13 protein-coding genes are annotated in these 15,756 nt (G+C 72.2%); 8 read left to right on the forward strand and 5 right to left on the reverse strand.

What is annotated here, in order from left to right:
- Nucleotides 1-4: 4 nt before the first annotated feature.
- Nucleotides 5-1,066: an O-antigen ligase family protein gene (locus tag ACIBLC_RS08385; protein ID WP_399209970.1), complete on the forward strand. Its 1,062-nt coding sequence runs from the start codon at nucleotides 5-7 to the stop codon at nucleotides 1,064-1,066.
- A gap of 18 nt (nucleotides 1,067-1,084) precedes the next feature.
- On the opposite strand, the gene ACIBLC_RS08390 is transcribed toward ACIBLC_RS08385, so the two are convergent.
- Both ACIBLC_RS08390 and ACIBLC_RS08395 read right to left on the reverse strand, forming a co-directional pair.
- Nucleotides 1,085-1,630, reverse strand: a complete 546-nt coding sequence (locus tag ACIBLC_RS08390; protein ID WP_399209971.1) for a hypothetical protein — start codon at nucleotides 1,628-1,630, stop codon at nucleotides 1,085-1,087.
- Nucleotides 1,631-1,746: 116 nt separating this feature from the next.
- Entirely contained in the window at nucleotides 1,747-2,532 is a 786-nt protein-coding gene (locus ACIBLC_RS08395) for a glutamate racemase (protein WP_399209972.1), read from the reverse strand.
- A 55-nt stretch (nucleotides 2,533-2,587) separates the two neighbouring features.
- Here ACIBLC_RS08395 and ACIBLC_RS08400 point away from each other — a divergent pair, with 55 nt between their 5' ends.
- Nucleotides 2,588-3,763 carry a glycosyltransferase gene (locus ACIBLC_RS08400; RefSeq protein ID WP_399209973.1) on the forward strand — a complete coding sequence of 392 codons (1,176 nt, stop codon included), beginning with the start codon at nucleotides 2,588-2,590 and terminating at the stop codon, nucleotides 3,761-3,763.
- Nucleotides 3,764-3,767: 4 nt separating this feature from the next.
- Here ACIBLC_RS08400 and ACIBLC_RS08405 read toward each other — a convergent pair whose 3' ends face one another.
- Nucleotides 3,768-5,051 carry a TerD family protein gene (locus ACIBLC_RS08405; RefSeq protein WP_399210433.1) on the reverse strand — a complete coding sequence of 428 codons (1,284 nt, stop codon included), beginning with the start codon at nucleotides 5,049-5,051 and terminating at the stop codon, nucleotides 3,768-3,770.
- A gap of 300 nt (nucleotides 5,052-5,351) precedes the next feature.
- On the opposite strand from ACIBLC_RS08405, the gene ACIBLC_RS08410 reads away from it, so the two are divergent.
- The 4 genes from ACIBLC_RS08410 to ACIBLC_RS08425 all read left to right on the forward strand — a co-directional run bounded on the left by ACIBLC_RS08410 (nucleotide 5,352) and on the right by ACIBLC_RS08425 (nucleotide 10,060).
- Nucleotides 5,352-5,783: a DUF6643 family protein gene (locus ACIBLC_RS08410; RefSeq protein WP_399209974.1), complete on the forward strand. Its 432-nt coding sequence runs from the start codon at nucleotides 5,352-5,354 to the stop codon at nucleotides 5,781-5,783.
- A 59-nt stretch (nucleotides 5,784-5,842) separates the two neighbouring features.
- Nucleotides 5,843-6,670, forward strand: coding sequence for an MOSC domain-containing protein (locus ACIBLC_RS08415; protein ID WP_399209975.1), 828 nt, complete (start codon nucleotides 5,843-5,845; stop codon nucleotides 6,668-6,670).
- A 186-nt stretch (nucleotides 6,671-6,856) separates the two neighbouring features.
- Nucleotides 6,857-7,462: a hypothetical protein gene (locus tag ACIBLC_RS08420; protein ID WP_399209976.1), complete on the forward strand. Its 606-nt coding sequence runs from the start codon at nucleotides 6,857-6,859 to the stop codon at nucleotides 7,460-7,462.
- Between the two features lie 159 nt (nucleotides 7,463-7,621).
- A complete protein-coding gene (locus ACIBLC_RS08425; protein ID WP_399210434.1) occupies nucleotides 7,622-10,060 on the forward strand; it encodes a right-handed parallel beta-helix repeat-containing protein in 2,439 nt (812 codons plus the stop codon).
- Here the strand turns inward: ACIBLC_RS08425 and ACIBLC_RS08430 are convergent.
- The gene (locus ACIBLC_RS08430) at nucleotides 10,030-12,429 is read right to left on the reverse strand and encodes a hypothetical protein (RefSeq protein WP_399209977.1); all 2,400 of its coding nucleotides are present in this window, start codon (nucleotides 12,427-12,429) and stop codon (nucleotides 10,030-10,032) included. The two genes, ACIBLC_RS08425 and ACIBLC_RS08430, sit on opposite strands and share 31 nt — an antisense overlap.
- A gap of 273 nt (nucleotides 12,430-12,702) precedes the next feature.
- Here ACIBLC_RS08430 and ACIBLC_RS08435 point away from each other — a divergent pair, with 273 nt between their 5' ends.
- The gene (locus ACIBLC_RS08435; protein ID WP_399209978.1) at nucleotides 12,703-13,533 is read left to right on the forward strand and encodes a DeoR/GlpR family DNA-binding transcription regulator; all 831 of its coding nucleotides are present in this window, start codon (nucleotides 12,703-12,705) and stop codon (nucleotides 13,531-13,533) included.
- Between the two features lie 99 nt (nucleotides 13,534-13,632).
- The gene (locus tag ACIBLC_RS08440; protein ID WP_399209979.1) at nucleotides 13,633-14,112 is read left to right on the forward strand and encodes an SRPBCC family protein; all 480 of its coding nucleotides are present in this window, start codon (nucleotides 13,633-13,635) and stop codon (nucleotides 14,110-14,112) included.
- Between the two features lie 343 nt (nucleotides 14,113-14,455).
- Here the strand turns inward: ACIBLC_RS08440 and ACIBLC_RS08445 are convergent, their stop codons facing one another.
- Entirely contained in the window at nucleotides 14,456-15,580 is a 1,125-nt protein-coding gene (locus tag ACIBLC_RS08445; protein ID WP_399209980.1) for a PLP-dependent cysteine synthase family protein, read from the reverse strand.
- Nucleotides 15,581-15,756 lie beyond the last annotated feature (176 nt).

Consider the following 15,756-nt stretch of genomic DNA (forward strand, 5'->3'; position numbering starts at 1 on the left):
GGGGATGACGTCCACGGCCGATTCCATGGCCGGGGACGACAGACGCAACGCTTCCGACATCACGGGCGTGCTGGTGCTCGCGGCCTGCGCGGCCTGGTCCCTGATCACGGCGGGCGCGCACGACGGCCGGCCCGAGGGCGTCCTCCTGGCGATCCTCGCCCTGACCGCCGGCTACGCCTCGGGACGGATCCTCGGCGCACTTCTGCCCGTCGCCGCACCCTGCGCGGGCGCGCTCGCCGGACTCGGCCTCGCGATCACCACCCCGCACACCGCTCCCGGCGCGCAACTCGCCTCGCCGCTCGGGCACAGTGGCGCCACAACCGCACTGCTGGCCCTGTCCGCCGGAGCCGCGTGCTGCGCGGCCTGGGCGGCACACCCGCAGCCGCAACGCCTCGCGCTGCGGATGCTGGCGGCCGGGATCACGGTGACCGCGGCGGTCCTGGGATCGACCACCGGCTTCGTCCTGTGCGCGGGGGTCCTGCTGTGCTCGCTGGCCGCCGCCCGCATGCGCCGCCGCGCACTGGGGCTCGCGGGACTCGGGCTCACCGCGACGCTGATGACCGGAATGTCCTGGGCGATGACCGAGAACGCGCTCCCCGACGGCCTGACCGACGCTCTGGAAGGCCCGCTCACCCAGCACCGGATCCTGCTCTGGCGCGACGCGCTGCACCTCGCCCGTGAGTACCCGGCTCTGGGCGCCGGTCCCGGACGCTACGGGGAACTCAGTCCGACGGTCGCCCAGTCGCTGCCGCCCGACGGCAAGCCCCACTCCGCGCCCTTGCAGCAGGCCGCCGAGCAGGGCGTGATCGGTGCGCTGCTGCTCGCGGCGGTGTTCTGCTGGGTCCTTTACGCATTGTGGCGAACCCGGCGTCCCACGCCGATCGCGCTCACGGCGGGCGCCGCCCTCACCGCGCTGGCCGTCGTCGCGTCGGTCGGCAATGCCCTGAGCTTCACCACGGTGACCGCCGGCGCGGGCCTGCTCGCCGGACTCGCCACCGCACGACCACTGTCCGAGGAGGCGCCGGAACGCGTCACGGGGAGCACGGGCGGACGTCCGGAGTCCTAGTCGTGGCAGGCCGAGGGGTCAGAGTGCCGTGCCCGGCCCGGTCGCGCGCAGGTGGTCGCGGATGATCCGTACGGCCGCCTCCGCGTTGTCCACCGTGATCGTGAACGTATGGCCGTCGCCGAGGAGGAGCACCACGCCCTCGCCCCGCCTGACGATGACGGCGGTGCCCATTTCGGGCCGCCAGCGGTAGCCCCAGCCGCCCCACTGGCGGGGGGTGACCGAGGGTGCGAAGTCGGCCCCCACGACATTGGAGAGGGGGATGCGTCGGCGGGGCAGCCCGATGTGGCCGCAGCGCACTTCGAGGTGGTCCTTGTCGACCTTGACGGCGACGTGCACGAACGCGAGCGTGCCGAACAGGATGAGCAGTCCCGCCGCGATGCACCCGACGACGGACATGACGAGCGGGGCGCTGCCGGACGTCCACGCGGAGTCGACGGCCAGTTCGATGCCGAGCGCGATGCAGGCGGCGCCGCCGAGCGCGGGCAGCCACTGGACGCGGTTGGTCGCGCGACCGGTCCAGATCTCGGGGTGCGAGGTGTCCTCGCCGTGGGGGTGGTCCCTCATGTCCATGAGAGTACTCAGGTTCCGCAGTGCGGGCACAGGATCGCGGAGCGTTACCGCTCTCGGTGGAAGTTCTCCGTCCGCGGGACGGCAACCCGGTGACCCAGGGTTACCGGCGGTCAGTGCGCGGGGCTGACCGCGGCCAGCAGGCGGCCTTCCTCGTACGCCAGGGCGGGGGCCGGAAGCGCTCCCTCCCGGCCGCTCAGCAGCACCGTGACGGAGCCGGTGGCGGGAGCCTCGGGGGCCGGGATCTCGGCGGTCCTGCGCAGCGCCTGGGCGGCGACCGCTCCGGCGGAGCCGTGCAGGACCAGCGGCGGCAGGCCGGGCCGCTGAACGGCGGCGCGGATGCGGTCGGCGACCAGCTCGTAATGGGTGCAGCCCAGGACGACGGCCGTTACCTCGTCGGGGGTGTGGGCGGCGGCCGCAGCGATCGCGGCGTCGATCGCCGCCTGGTCCGCGTGCTCCACGGCTTCGGCGAGTCCGGGGCAGGCCACTTCGGTGACGCGCACTCCGTCTGCGAAGTCACGGATGAGGCCGCGCTGATAGGTGCTGCCCGTGGTGGCGGGTGTGGCCCAGATCGCGACCGGTCCGCCGCCCGCCGCGGCCGGTTTGATCGCCGGCACGGTGCCGATGACGGGCACCGCGGGTTCAAGACGGGCGCGCAGCGCGGGCAGGGCGTGCACGGAGGCGGTGTTGCAGGCGACGATCAGCGCGTCCGGGCGGAGCCGCGCGGCGGCCTCGGCGACGGCGAGGGCCCGCAGGGTCACGTCTTCCGGCGTGCGCGGCCCCCAGGGCATGCTGCCGGGGTCCGAGGAGAGGACGAGATCGGCGTCGGGCCTCAGGCGGCGTACCGCGGCGGCGGCGGCGAGCAGTCCCATACCGGAGTCCATGAGCGCGATCTTCACCCGGTCACCTTAGACGATCCGCCCTGGCGCACCGGGGTGGGGCAGACTTCGGCGGGTGAACGCCGTCGCGTGGACCGCTGTTGGATCGCTGGCCGCCTGGCTCTGGCTGCTGCTCGGCCAGGGCTTCTTCTGGCGTACGGATATGAGACTGCCGCCGCGCGGGGAGCCGGACGACTGGCCGTCCGTCTGTGTCGTCGTACCGGCCCGCGACGAGGCCGCCGTGCTGCCCGAGAGCCTGCCCTCGCTCCTGGCGCAGGACTATCCGGGGCGGGCCGAGGTCTTCCTGGTCGACGACGGCAGCTCCGACGGCACCGGTGAGCTGGCCCGTGAGCTCGCGGGGCGGCACGGCGGGCTGCCGCTCACCGTCGACTCTCCCGGGGAGCCGCCCGAGGGGTGGACGGGCAAGCTCTGGGCCGTGCGCCACGGCATCGGCCTGGCACGCGCGCGTGCACCCGAATATCTGCTGCTCACGGACGCCGACATCGCCCACGCGCCGGACAGCCTGCGGAAGTTGGTGGCCGCGGCGCGCACCGGCGGCTTCGACCTGGTCTCGCAGATGGCACGGCTGCGGGTGGAGAGCGTGTGGGAGCGGCTCGTCGTCCCGGCCTTCGTCTACTTCTTCGCCCAGCTCTATCCCTTCCGCCGGATCGCCATGTGGGGTTCCCGCACGGCTGCCGCGGCGGGCGGCTGTGTCCTGCTGCGTGCGGACACGGCCGAGCGGGCGCGGATTCCGGACGCCATCCGGCATGCCGTCATCGACGACGTCGCACTCGCCAGGGCGGTCAAGGGGACCGGGGGCCACATCTGGCTGGGGCTCGCGGAGGGCGTGGACAGCGTGCGCCCGTATCCACGGCTGCACGACCTGTGGCGGATGGTCTCGCGCAGCGCGTACGCCCAGCTGCGGCACAGCCCGTCCCTGCTGGCCGGAACGGTCGTCGGCCTCACGGTCGTCTATCTGGTGCCGCCGGTCGCGCTGTTCGCGGGACTCGCCGCGGGGAGTGTGGGGGCGGCGACCGCCGGAGGGCTCGCGTGGGCGCTGATGACGGCGACGTATGTGCCGATGCTGCGCTACTACCGGCAGCCCGGGTGGCTCGCGCCGCTGCTGCCGGTCACCGCGTTCCTGTATCTCCTCATGACGGTCGATTCCGCGGTTCAGCACTACAGGGGGCGGGGCGCGGCCTGGAAGGGCCGCACCTACACCCGCCCCGACGCCGCCCTGGACGAGGGCTGACCGCTCACTTCCTGCCGGGGGTCCAGTTCATGCCCCACCCGTAGGCGTAGTCGACGGTGCGCTGGGGGCTGACTCCGCGATCCGGGACCAGGTACCGGGCTTCGCGCTGGACGATCAGATCGCCGCTGTCGCTGGTGATGAGGGCGAGGGCGCAGACGGTCGAGGGCACCGTGCACTCGTCGAGCGAGAAGTCGATCGGCGCGCCGTTCAGAGGCTGGAGGGTGACGGTGGCGTGCAAGTCGGCGAAGGAACGCGCTCCTTCGTAGATGGTCACGAAGATGAGGATGCGCCGGAAGCTCTGCTTGTGGTCGAGGTTGATGGACAGGTTCTCGCCGCTCGCCACGGCGCCGGTGCGGTCGTCGCCGTCGAGATGGATGAACGGCGGCTGGTGCAGCGCTCCGTAGGCGTTGCCGAGAGCCTGGACGACACCCTTGCTGCCGTCGGACAGCTCGTACAGGGCGCAGAGGTCGAGGTCGAGGTCCGCGTGCATGGCGACGGCCCGCCCCAGTTTGCTGCCCCAGCCCGAGAACTGCTTGCGCACCTCCCAGTTGAGGTTCACGCGCATGGCTCCGGAGACGCCGCCCTGCTTGCTCAGCGAGACCGACGGGGTCTCCTTGGTGAGCGTGACCTTGGTGAGACGCACCGGGGCCGGAGGGGCCGTGGGCGGGGCAGGCGGCTGTGCGGGCGGGGCGGGCGGCCGGACCGTGACGGGCGGGGCGACCGGCGGCCGGACGGTCACCGGCGGAGCCACGGGGGCCGCCGCCCGCTGCGGCTCGTCCACCGTGATCCCGTAGTCCGTGGCCAGCCCTTCCAGGCCGCTGCCGTATCCCTGCCCGATGGCGCGGAACTTCCAGGCGCCCTGGCGCCGGTAGAACTCACCGAGCACGAAGGCGGTCTCGACGGTCGCGTCGGCGCTGTCGTAGCGGGCGATCTCGGTGCCCCGCTGCCCGTCGAGCACCCGGATGTACAGTCCGGGCACCTGCCCGAAGGAGCCGCCGTCCGAGGAGGCGGCCACCACCACGGTCTCGATCGCGGGCTCCACGCGCGCGAGGTCGACGAGCAGCGTGTCCGTCACCTGGCCGCCCTGACTCCCCTTGCCCTCGTACCGCACTGCACCGGAGGAATGCGCCGGTTGGTTGTAGAAGACGAAGTCGCTGTCCGACCGGACCCTCCCGGAGACCAGCAACAACGCGGAGGCGTCCGCGTCGGGCACCCCCGGCGCTGAACGCCATCCCATCTCGACGCGCAGCGCGGTCGTCGGCACGGGAACATTCGATCCCTTGGGCATTGACATGTACGGCCCCCATCACGTCATCTCCGCGCCGAAGGTCGCCTCGGGCAGTCCGCCGGCTCCGCTCCGGCCAAACCTAATCCCCCGCGCGGCGAACTCCCACGATCCGGACTCGAAGTTCAGTGGTCAACCGCCGGTAACCTGCCAGGTACTCGGCCTTTACAGGATCTCAACGCGCTTTGGTGCCCTTTTTTGCCGAGTTCGCTCGCATTGGGGATCCCAAGGCACTGCCGACACGGAAAACAACCCTCTTATCGGTCTCCCCAACCAGCACATCGTGGGCTTAACTTATGTGCCATGACCTCCCCCCGCTCCACCTATGGCGGCGGTTACTACTCCGCGCCGTCCTTCCCGGACACCCCGATCTACGACTCGCTCGTCGCCGAGCGGGGCACCCCCCAGATCGCCCCGATCCGTGTTCCCTCCGCCTACGAGTCGGTCAGCCACCTGCCCGCGCTTCCGTCGGCACTCCCGGCCCTGCCCGCCGGACCCTCCCAGCAGGCCCCGATGTACGGCTACCCGCAGGCGCAGCAGCCCCAACCGCTGCAGCAGGCCCCCGCGCCCTACATCCCGCAGCAGACCGGCGCCCCTCGCGGCTACCCGGGCCCCCAGCAGCAGCGCCCGATGGCGCCCGGCACGGGCTACGAGGCCATGCGCCCCGCGGCTCCCCGTCCCGCTCCGGCCCCCTACCAGGAGCCGTACAACGGACAGCAGTACCGCGGGTACTGAGCAGGCGGGCACAGACTAATTCGTACCGGATTGTCGGTGCCTGCTGGCACGATGACGTCATGGGGAACGCGGAACTGCACTCGATCCACGTCCATCCGGTCAAGGCGTTCAGGGGCCAGGCGCCCCGGGAGGCCCTGGTGGAGCCCTGGGGGCTGGCCGGAGACCGACGCTGGGCACTGATCGACGCCGGGGGGAAGGTCGTCACCCAACGCCAGCAGCCACGCCTGGCACTCGCCGCCGCCGCGCTGCTGCCCGGCGGCGGGGTCCGTCTGTCGGCGGCGGACCGTGAGCCGGTGACAGTCGCCGTGCCGGAGCCGACGGGCACGACGGCGATGAACTTCTTCGGGACCAAGGTGGAGGCGGTCCTCGCGGACGACGCCGCGCATGCCTGGTGCAGCGCCCATCTGGATACCGACGTGCGCCTCGTCCACCTGGACGACCCCGCCACGCGCCGCCCCATCGACGATCCCCCGCACGCCCACTCGGGTGAGATGGTCAGCCTGGCCGACCGTTACCCGCTGCTGCTCACCACGCTGGCCTCGCTGGACGCCCTCAACTCCCTCATCGCGCAGGGCGACCACCCTGGCGAGGCTCCGCTGCCCATGAACCGTTTCCGGCCGAACGTGGTCGTGGCGGGCACGGCGGCCTGGGCCGAGGACGACTGGTCGCGGATCTCCATCGGCGAGGTCACCTTCCGGGTCGCCAAGATGTGCGGCCGGTGTGTCGTCACCACCACCGACCAGGACACCGCCGAGCGCGGCAGAGAACCGCTGCGGACACTCGGACGCCACCGCCGCATCGGGGACCGGCTGATCTTCGGACAGGACCTGGTGCCCGAGACCCTGGGCACGGTGCGGATCGGCGACGCCGTCACGGTCCTCGGATAGCCGCGCGGGCAGATTCCGTGACTAGGCCACGCAAACGGGGAACCCGGGCCCCGGGCACGGTCGTTGAGACTGCGTGAGGAGTCCCTGAAAGACCCGGGGCAGGGTGATTTCGCTCTCTCTTCCCCGAGCCCGACGGGCGAACGGCTCCGCGGTGGGTTATCACGGAGGGGAAGGGGGTGCGGACCGGTGCGAGCAATCGGCGGACTCTGGCGTTGGCGGCGCAATCCACTGCGTCGCGGTACCGACCTGGCCGAGGCCTGGTTGGCCCTGGCGGCCGTCGTGCTGATCCTCGGCCTCGCGCCTCTGGTCGGAGCCGCTGTCGGAGCCGCCGCGCAGAGCGCCCTCCAGCAGTCCGTCCAGGACCAGCGGGCCGCCCGCCACCAGGTGGCGGCCACCGTCGTCAGGAAGCTGTCCCGCGGCCCGCTCGACCCCGACCCCGAGACAGCCTCGGGACGGGGCACCCACAGCCGCGTCATCGCCGACTGGACAGCACCGGACGGCACCGCACAGCACGGTGCGGTGACGGCCGCCATCAAGTCCCCCGTCGCCGGGGACCACTTCACGATCTGGACCGACCTGCACGGCCGAACGGTCCCCCGCCCACTGGACGGTGCCACCGCGACCACACACGCCGTGCTGGCCGGGTTCGGCGCGACCGCGCTGGCCGTCGGACTCGTCGAGGGCGGCAGGCGGCTGATCGTCTGGCGCATGGTCCTTCGCCGGTACGCCCGTTGGGACCGCGCCTGGGACAGGGCGGGCCCCGACTGGGGCAGGACCGGCGCGGGCAGCTGAACAGCCTTCCCACTCCGGTCAACCCCACGTCCCCGCGCACGCTACGGTGGACCGGCCGAGGTCTTCGGCATCGTCGTGAGAGGCTTGCCGTCATTGCGACGGGGTACTTGTACGGCCTCGCAGGACCCGCGTATGACGAGGTGGGGGCACAACAGCGCCATGGCACAGGGCACGGTCCAGGTGACGCACACCGGCACCTCGCGGTGGCGGCGCCGCACGGGTGAGTACGCATCGCTGGCCGCCGCTCTGGAGGCGGCGAGCGACGGAGACGTTCTCACTGTCGCTCCGGGCACCTACCGGGAGAACCTCGTGGTCCAGCGCGCGGTGACACTGCGCGGCCCCGAGGGGTCCAACGGATCCGTGCGCATCGCGCCGGTGGACGGGGTGCCGCTGACGGTGTGCGCCTCGGCGGTGGTCCAGGACCTGCATGTGGAGGGCCAGGACTCGGCCGCGCCCGCGCTGCTCGTCGAGGAGGGCACCCCGGAGCTCCTCGACATACGGATCGTCACACGCTCGGCCGCCGGCATCGAGGTGCGCGGCGGCGCCCGCCCGACGGTCCGCCGCTGCACGGTCGACAATCCGGCAGGCATCGGTATCGCCGTACTGGACGGCGGCGGCGGGGTGTTCGAGGAGTGCGAGGTCGTCGCGGCGGGCCAGTCGGGCGTCTCTGTCCGTGGCGGCGGCCGCCCGCGCCTGGAGCGCTGCCGGGTGCACCACGCCTCCGGAGCGGGCTTCTCGGCGACCGGCGAGGGCTCCTCGCTCGAGGCCGTCGGCTGCGAGGTGTACGAGGTCAAGGGCTCCGGGGTGCAGGTCACCGGCCGGGCCACGGCTCATCTCACCGACTGCGATGTGCACCGTACGACCGGCGACGGCATCACCCTCGACACGGACGCGGTGCTCACCCTCGCCGACTGCCGCATCCACGACATCCCGGAGAACGCTGTCGACCTGCGCTCGCGCTCGGTCCTCACGCTGACGCGCACGACCGTGCAGAAGTTCGGGCGCAACGGCCTGTCGGTCTGGGACCCGGGCACCCGCGTGGACGCCAACCAGTGCGAGATCTTCGACAGTACGGGCGACTACCCCGCGGTGTGGATCAGCGACGGCGCCACCGCGGTGCTCGACTCGTGCCGGGTCCACGACGTGCCGGACGCCCTGTTCGTCCTCGACCGCGGTTCACGCGCGGACGTCGTCGACAGCGACCTCTCGCAGGTGCGCAACACAGCTGTCTCGGTCAGCGACGGAGCGACCGCGCAACTCGACGACTGCCGTATCCGCGACGCCGCGACAGGCGCCTGGTTCCGTGACCACGGCAGCGGCGGCACCCTGTCGGGCTGCACCGTGGACGGCACACAGACCGGCGTGATCGTCACCAAGGGCGCCGATCCCACCATCGAGCGCTGCACGGTCACCTCCCCCGCCGAGGCGGGCTTCTACGTGTCGGCGGGCGGCCGGGGCAGCTTCCTCAACTGCCGCGTGACGGACAGCGAGGGCTACGGCTTCCATGTGATCGACGGCTGCCGCGCGACGCTGACGAAGTGCCGTACGGAGCGCTGCGCGCGCGGGGGTTACGAGTTCGCCGACGCCAACGCCGCACCGGACGGGGGCGGCGGACCGATCGTGGAGGACTGCACGAGCGACGAGAGCGCCGCCGGACAGCGACCCCCGGCACACGAGACCGCCGTACAGTCCTCGAGCGCGTCCACGAGCCTGCTGGGCGCCATCCCCGGCCAGCGCACCACCGAGCAGGAGCCCCGCGTGGCGGTAGAGGAACCCGGGCGGCCGGCACGTTCGTCGACGGACGTTCTCGGCGAACTCGACGCCCTGGTGGGTCTGGAGAGCGTCAAGCGCGAGGTACGCGCCCTGACCGACATGATCGAGGTGGGGCGGCGCCGGCAGCTGGCGGGCCTCAAGGCGGCCTCCGCCCGGCGGCATCTGGTCTTCACCGGCTCACCCGGTACCGGCAAGACCACCGTCGCGCGGCTGTACGGCGAGATCCTCGCCTCGCTCGGTGTCCTGGAGAAGGGGCATCTCGTCGAGGTGTCCCGCGTGGACCTGGTCGGCGAGCACATCGGCTCCACGGCGATCCGTACGCAGGAAGCGTTCGACAAGGCGCGCGGCGGCGTGCTGTTCATCGACGAGGCGTACGCGCTGTCGCCGGAGGACTCGGGCCGCGACTTCGGACGCGAGGCCATCGACACGCTGGTGAAGCTCATGGAGGACCACCGGGAGGCGGTGGTGGTGATCGTGGCGGGCTACACGGCCGAGATGGAGCGGTTCCTCAGCGTCAACCCCGGTGTGGCGTCTCGCTTCTCACGGACCATCACCTTCGGCGACTACGACGCCGAGGAACTGCTGCGGATCGTGGAGCAGCAGGCCGAGGACCACGAGTACCGGCTCGCCCCGGGGGCGCCCGAGGCGCTGAAGACGTACTTCACGGCGATCCCCAAGGGGGCGGCCTTCGGCAACGGCCGCACCGCGCGGCAGACGTTCGAGGCGATGGTCGAGCGGCACGCGGGGCGGGTCGCCCAACTGACGGAGCCCAGCACGGACGACCTCACCCTGCTCTACTCGGAGGACCTGCCGGAACTTCCCTGAGGCGCCGCGCCGTCCCGTGTCCGGGGGGCCGCGCCGTCGTCGTCCCCCGGCGCTCGCGGGACCGGTACGTCCGGCGTCAGCCGCGCCAGCAGCTTTTCCCGTTCCTCCGCGAAGGCGGGGTCCGCCTGGTACTCGGAGTGGCCCAGGATCGGCGCGGGCAGCGGATGCAGGGCGGTACGTCCGTAGGCGAGCGGGTCCTTGAGGGGCTCGCGGTCGACCTGGGGGCCGCTGTCACCGCGCACATGGACGCCTCCGCCGATGGGGTCGGTCAGCCGGTACAGATTGCGCCAGCAGGCGACGTCACGGTGCAGGGAACCGAGGGCGGCCGGCCCGAAGTGGGCCGGGAACCAGCGCCCGTACAGGCGTTCCAGCGGCGAGCCGTAAGTCAGGAGCGCGACCCTCTTGCGTACGGACGGCTTCAGCTGCCAGGCCGCCGCGGCGGCCAGCACACTGCCCTGGGAGTGTCCGGAGATGACGAGCCGCCCGCCGGTCGCGCGGGTCCAGCCCGCCATGCGCCAGGTCAGGTCGGGCACGGCGCGCTCGGCGTAGCAGGGCGGCGCGAAGGGATGCGCGGCGCGCGGCCAGAAGGTGCCGACGTCCCAGAGGATGCCGATGGTACGGCGGGCGGCCGGGTCCTTGTAGGCGCGGCGGCCCCAGGTGACGAACAGTATGAAGCCGAGACCGATCAGCCAGGATCCGAGCGCCTGAGCGGTCTCCGCGGCGCCCCGGACGAAGGCGTACGTCCCTTCCGCGGCCTCGCTCGGAGGGTCCTCGGTGGCCAGCGCGCCCGCCAGGGCCCCGGCGCCGAGCAGCCAGGTGGCGGAGGAGATGACGGCGACCATGAGGGGCGCCCGGTCGGTGAGGACGGCCATCGCGCGAGTGCCGGCGATGCGGCGCGTGCGGGCGGGGTCCTTGGCCTCCCCCTCGTACTCGAGCTCCACCGCGCCCGTCTCCCGCTTTCGCAGCCGCAGGGTGCGCCGGGCCAGCCAGCCGATGAGGAGGGCGAGCACCACGAGCAGTGCGGGGATCGTGGAGGCCTGCCAGGTCAGCAGGACCGGCGGGCCCGGGATCGAACTCCGGGTGCCGTCCAGCCAGTCGGCGACGCGCTGTGACACCCCTCCCGACATCACGCCACCCAGCGCGCAGGCCAGCATCGCGACGGCGGGACCGGCAAGACCGCGCATCGCGGTGCGCGTGTCGGGGCTACCGCGGAACAGGATGTGGGCCACCGCGCCGAGCACGATGACGAGCAGGCCCTGGAGGAGAGCGATGCCGCCGAACGTCATGTCGCCCGGCAGCCGCCCCTCGGACTGCCAGCCGGGGCGCGACCAGCCGGCGTACAGCAGGGTCAGGGCCAGCAGGATGACCGCGCCGACGGGCAGCAGGCGTACCAGGGACCGGTCCAGCTCCTCGTCGAGGCGGTTCTCCGTGCGGCCCCTGCTGCACACCACCCACAGCACGACGCCGAAGCCCACGACGAGGAGCACCTCCAGGAGCAGGCCCAGGGTCGCCGGCGGGGCGGGACCGTCCGACGCCCGGTCGTAGCGCGCCGCGGACGTGCCGACCGCCGCGGCGACCGTCAGCAGGCCCGCGGCGGTGTGGGCGGCGCGCAGCCGGGCCACCAGCCTGCGCCCGTACCAGAAACCCGGCCGGCCGAGCCCGGAACGGCCGGTCTCCTCGTCGGGCTCGGCCCTGCGGGACATCGGCTGCTGCGACTCGTACGCGCTCCAGGTGCGGTGGGAGAGGTACCACAGGAGGCCGGTCAGCGCGGTGGGCACCAGGCAGGCCAGGGCGAGGCGGCGGCCGGGCTGACTCCACCAGCCGTCGTCGGACGCGGCCGGTGAGAGGAACTCCAGCCAGGAGTGCTCCTCGGCGCACGCGCGCGTGCCCGCGCACTGCCAGGCGGCCAGGTCGAGGGCGACCTCGCAGGCGGCGGCGACCAGGAGCACCGTGAGGGTGAGCCCGGCCAGCCGGACGAGCAGGCCGTACAGGCGGACCGTGCGCTCGCGGCCCCGGGTGGTGGGGCGCATCCAGTGGGCGAGGTTGACCACCATGAAGGGCAGCAGCAACAGCCACAACGCGCGGGAGCCGTTCCCGGACGTGAGGTTGCACCACACGTAGGCCTCGGGCACCGGCCGGCCCTCCTGGGCGTCGGGATGGCACTCGGCGTCCACGTCGGCGATGCGCCGGAAGACGGCAGCCGTCTCGTCGCCGGTGACGCGGACCGTCCGTGGGTCGCCGAGCATCTCCTCGGGTGAGGCACCGCCGACTCCGTGCACCAGGAGTTCGAGGGCCGGTACGGCCGCTTCGGGCCGCTGTGCGGGGGTGCCGCTCTCCCCCGCCGAACCCTTTTCCCGCGCAGGTTCCACTGCTTCGCACTTCCCCCGTGCCGCGTGCGTCTCATGTGTCATGTGCAGGCACAAGGATCTCGCCCGCGGTCCGTACGCACACCCGTAGTCACGGAATCTCCCCGATACGGGTGACACCACCGCGACCGGAGTCTGTACGGGCAGTGGCGCGACTGTCCGTGTCCCGTGCGAGGATGAGGCCTCCTGAAGACCTCGGGCGGGGAGAATGTCCACGTGGGAGTGGGTTCGGACGGAGTGTCGGACAGCCTTGGACGAAAGGAAACCGGAGCGGACGTGAGTGAGAATCAGAACCTCCTCGCGGAGCAGCGCCGCGCTCTGATCCTCGACGAGGTACGGCGCCGCGGCGGCGTCCGGGTGAACGAACTGACGCGCAAGCTCGGCGTCTCCGACATGACGGTCCGCCGCGACCTCGACGCCCTCGCCCGCCAGGGCGTGCTGGAGAAGGTGCACGGCGGCGCGGTGCCGGTCGTCGAGGCGAGCACGCACGAGCCGGGCTTCGAGGCCAAGTCGGGCCTGGAGCTCTCCGCCAAGGAGGACATCGCGCGCACCGCCGCCGAGTTGGTCGCGCCGGGCACGGCGATCGCGCTCTCCGGCGGTACGACGACGTACGCGCTGGCCCAGCGGCTCCTGGACGTGCCGGACCTGACCGTGGTGACCAACTCGGTGCGGGTGGCGGACGTGTTCCACGCGGCGCAGCGCGTCTCCGGTCAGCGGCAGGGTGCCGCCACGGTCGTCCTGACGGGCGGGGTGCGTACACCGTCCGACTCGCTGGTGGGTCCGGTCGCCGACCAGGCCATCGGGGCGCTCCACTTCGACGTGCTGTTCCTGGGTGTGCACGGGATATCGGTCGAGGCGGGACTGTCGACACCGAACCTGGCCGAGGCCGAGACCAATCGGCGCCTGGTGCACTCCGCACGGCGGGTCGTCGTGGTCGCCGACCACACCAAGTGGGGCACGGTGGGCCTCAGTTCGTTCGCCGAGCTGGAGCAGGTCGACACGCTCGTCACCGACGCGGGGCTGCCCGCCGATGCCCGCGAGGAGATCTCCGAGCACCTCAGGCGCCTGATGGTGGCCGGTGAGCCCGGAGACGGTACAGACATCTGACGGTGCGCCAGATATGGTGACGCTGCCCCTCGCCGCGTTCCGCGGTGGGGGCGCGCTCCGTCATCGACCGGCACCGCGTCCCGCCAGGGGGTTCCGCACATGGCACGCCGACTGCGCCCGGTAGGAACCGACTTCATCGAGACAGCTCCGCTGCGTCTGGTGTTCGCCAGGGTGGTCACGGCATCCCCGGAGGCGGTGTTCCGCGCGCTCGCCGAGGACGTTCCCGGCTGGAGCGAGTGGTTCTCGGCGGTGACGCTCGCGAGGCCGACCGAGGACGGCGCCGGGCGCGAGGTCCGGCTCCGGGGCGGCGTCCGTTTCCAGGAGACGGTCCTGGTGGCCACGGCTCCCGAGGCGTACGCGTACCGGGTGGACGAGACGAACGCGCCCGGGGTCCGCGCCCTGGTCGAGGAATGGCGGCTCACCCCTGACGGTACGGGCACGCGGGTGCGGTGGACCTTCGCCACGGACGGCACGGCGCCCTACCGGCTGGCCCTGAAGCTGGGCCGGGCGGGCCTGGGGCGGACGTTCCGCGACGCGGTCACGGCGCTCGACCGGCGGCTGACGTCGACCAACGTCTGACCGACGGCCGACACCCGACGCCCGACACCCGACGCCCGACGTCCGACGGCTGACGGCTGACGTCCGACGGTGACGGTTGACGACCGACGACCGACGACCGACGACTGAAGGCTGACGGCTGACGGCTGACGGCCAGCACCCCAGCCACCCCGTACCTCCGACACCTCGTACGCGGCACCCGCACCCGACCGACCCACCGGCGCCCCCTGGCGTCTCACCGACACCCCGCACACGCCCGCCCTCGGCCCCGCCACCCTTGCACCGGCACCCGGCACCCGGCCCACCGACGTCTCACGAACGTCGATTCGGCGACAGGGCGACAGGGCGGCCTCAGGTCGGCGCCTCAGTCCGGCCAGACCCCCGTCTCCAGCAGCGATGCGATCGCCCTCGTGTACGGCGCGATGTCCAGCCCCTGTTCGGCCAGCCAGGCGTCCGAGTAGTACTTGTCGAGATAGCGGTCCCCCGGGTCGCACAGCAGCGTCACCACACTCCCCGTGCGCCCTTCCGAGACCATCTCCGCGACGATCTTCAGCGCGCTCCACAGACCGGTGCCGGTCGAGCCGCCCGCCTTGCGGCCGATGGTCTGTTCCAGGGCCCGTACGGCGGCGACGCTCGCGGCGTCCGGGACCTTCATCATCCGGTCGATGGCGCCGGGCACGAAGCTCGGTTCCATCCGGGGTCTGCCGATGCCCTCGATGCGCGAGCCGCAGTCGCAGGTGACGTCCGGATCGCCGGTGGTCCAGCCCTCGAAGAAACACGAGTTCTCCGGGTCGGCGACACAGATGCGGGTGTCGTACTGCATGTAGTGGACGTAGCGCGCGAGGGTCGCCGAGGTGCCGCCGGTGCCGGCCGTGGCGACGATCCACGCGGGCTCCGGGAACCGCTCCAACTCCAGTTGGCGGAAGGTGGATTCGGCGATGTTGTTGTTGCCGCGCCAGTCCGTGGCCCGTTCCGCGTAGGTGAACTGGTCCATGTAGTGGCCGCCGGTCTCGACCGCGAGGGCGGCGGACTCCTCGTACATCTTGCGGGAGTCGTCCACGAAGTGGCACCGCCCGCCGTGGAACTCGATGAGGCGGCACTTCTCGGCGCTCGTCGTGCGGGGCATGACCGCGATGAAGGGTACGCCGATGAGCCCCGCGAAGTAGGCCTCGGAGACGGCCGTCGAGCCGCTGGACGCCTCGATCACCGGACGGCCGGGCCGGATCCAGCCATTGCACAGCCCGTAGAGGAAGAGGGAGCGGGCGAGCCGGTGTTTGAGGCTGCCGGTGGGGTGTGTCGACTCGTCCTTCAGATAGAGGTCGATGCCCCAGTGCTCCGGGAGCGGGAAGCGCAGCAGATGCGTGTCGGCCGAGCGGTTGGCGTCGGCCTGGACCTTCCGAACGGCTTCTTTGAGCCAGGCCCGGTACCCCGCGTCGCTGTGATCGACGTCGAGGGTTTCGCCGGTCCGGGTCTGCTGAGGGGTGCTCACGGAGGGGCTCCTTCGGATCGTGCCGACGCCGGATCGCGAGGTCGGACACCTTCGATCATAGGCACCTTGCACACGCTTCTCACCTGCATAAACATACCTTTGAGCGCCTCAAAGGCACCCCTGGACCAACGGCCGTGGGGCGGTGGGGGCGCATCCGGACAAGTGCTCCCGTCCCA

This window comes from Streptomyces sp. NPDC050535 (assembly GCF_044457665.1).
Classification (GTDB): domain Bacteria; phylum Actinomycetota; class Actinomycetes; order Streptomycetales; family Streptomycetaceae; genus Streptomyces.

Bases quoted from the DNA above. Each gene is read 5' to 3' on its own strand.
- ACIBLC_RS08385 (WP_399209970.1), top strand. From the start codon at position 5: ATGACGTCCACGGCCGATTCCATGGCCGGGGACGACAGACGCAACGCT.
- ACIBLC_RS08390 (WP_399209971.1), bottom strand. From the start codon at position 1,630: ATGAGGGACCACCCCCACGGCGAGGACACCTCGCACCCCGAGATCTGG.
- ACIBLC_RS08405 (WP_399210433.1), bottom strand. From the start codon at position 5,051: ATGCCCAAGGGATCGAATGTTCCCGTGCCGACGACCGCGCTGCGCGTC.
- ACIBLC_RS08410 (WP_399209974.1), top strand. From the start codon at position 5,352: ATGACCTCCCCCCGCTCCACCTATGGCGGCGGTTACTACTCCGCGCCG.
- ACIBLC_RS08415 (WP_399209975.1), top strand. From the start codon at position 5,843: ATGGGGAACGCGGAACTGCACTCGATCCACGTCCATCCGGTCAAGGCG.
- ACIBLC_RS08425 (WP_399210434.1), top strand. From the start codon at position 7,622: ATGGCACAGGGCACGGTCCAGGTGACGCACACCGGCACCTCGCGGTGG.
- ACIBLC_RS08440 (WP_399209979.1), top strand. From the start codon at position 13,633: ATGGCACGCCGACTGCGCCCGGTAGGAACCGACTTCATCGAGACAGCT.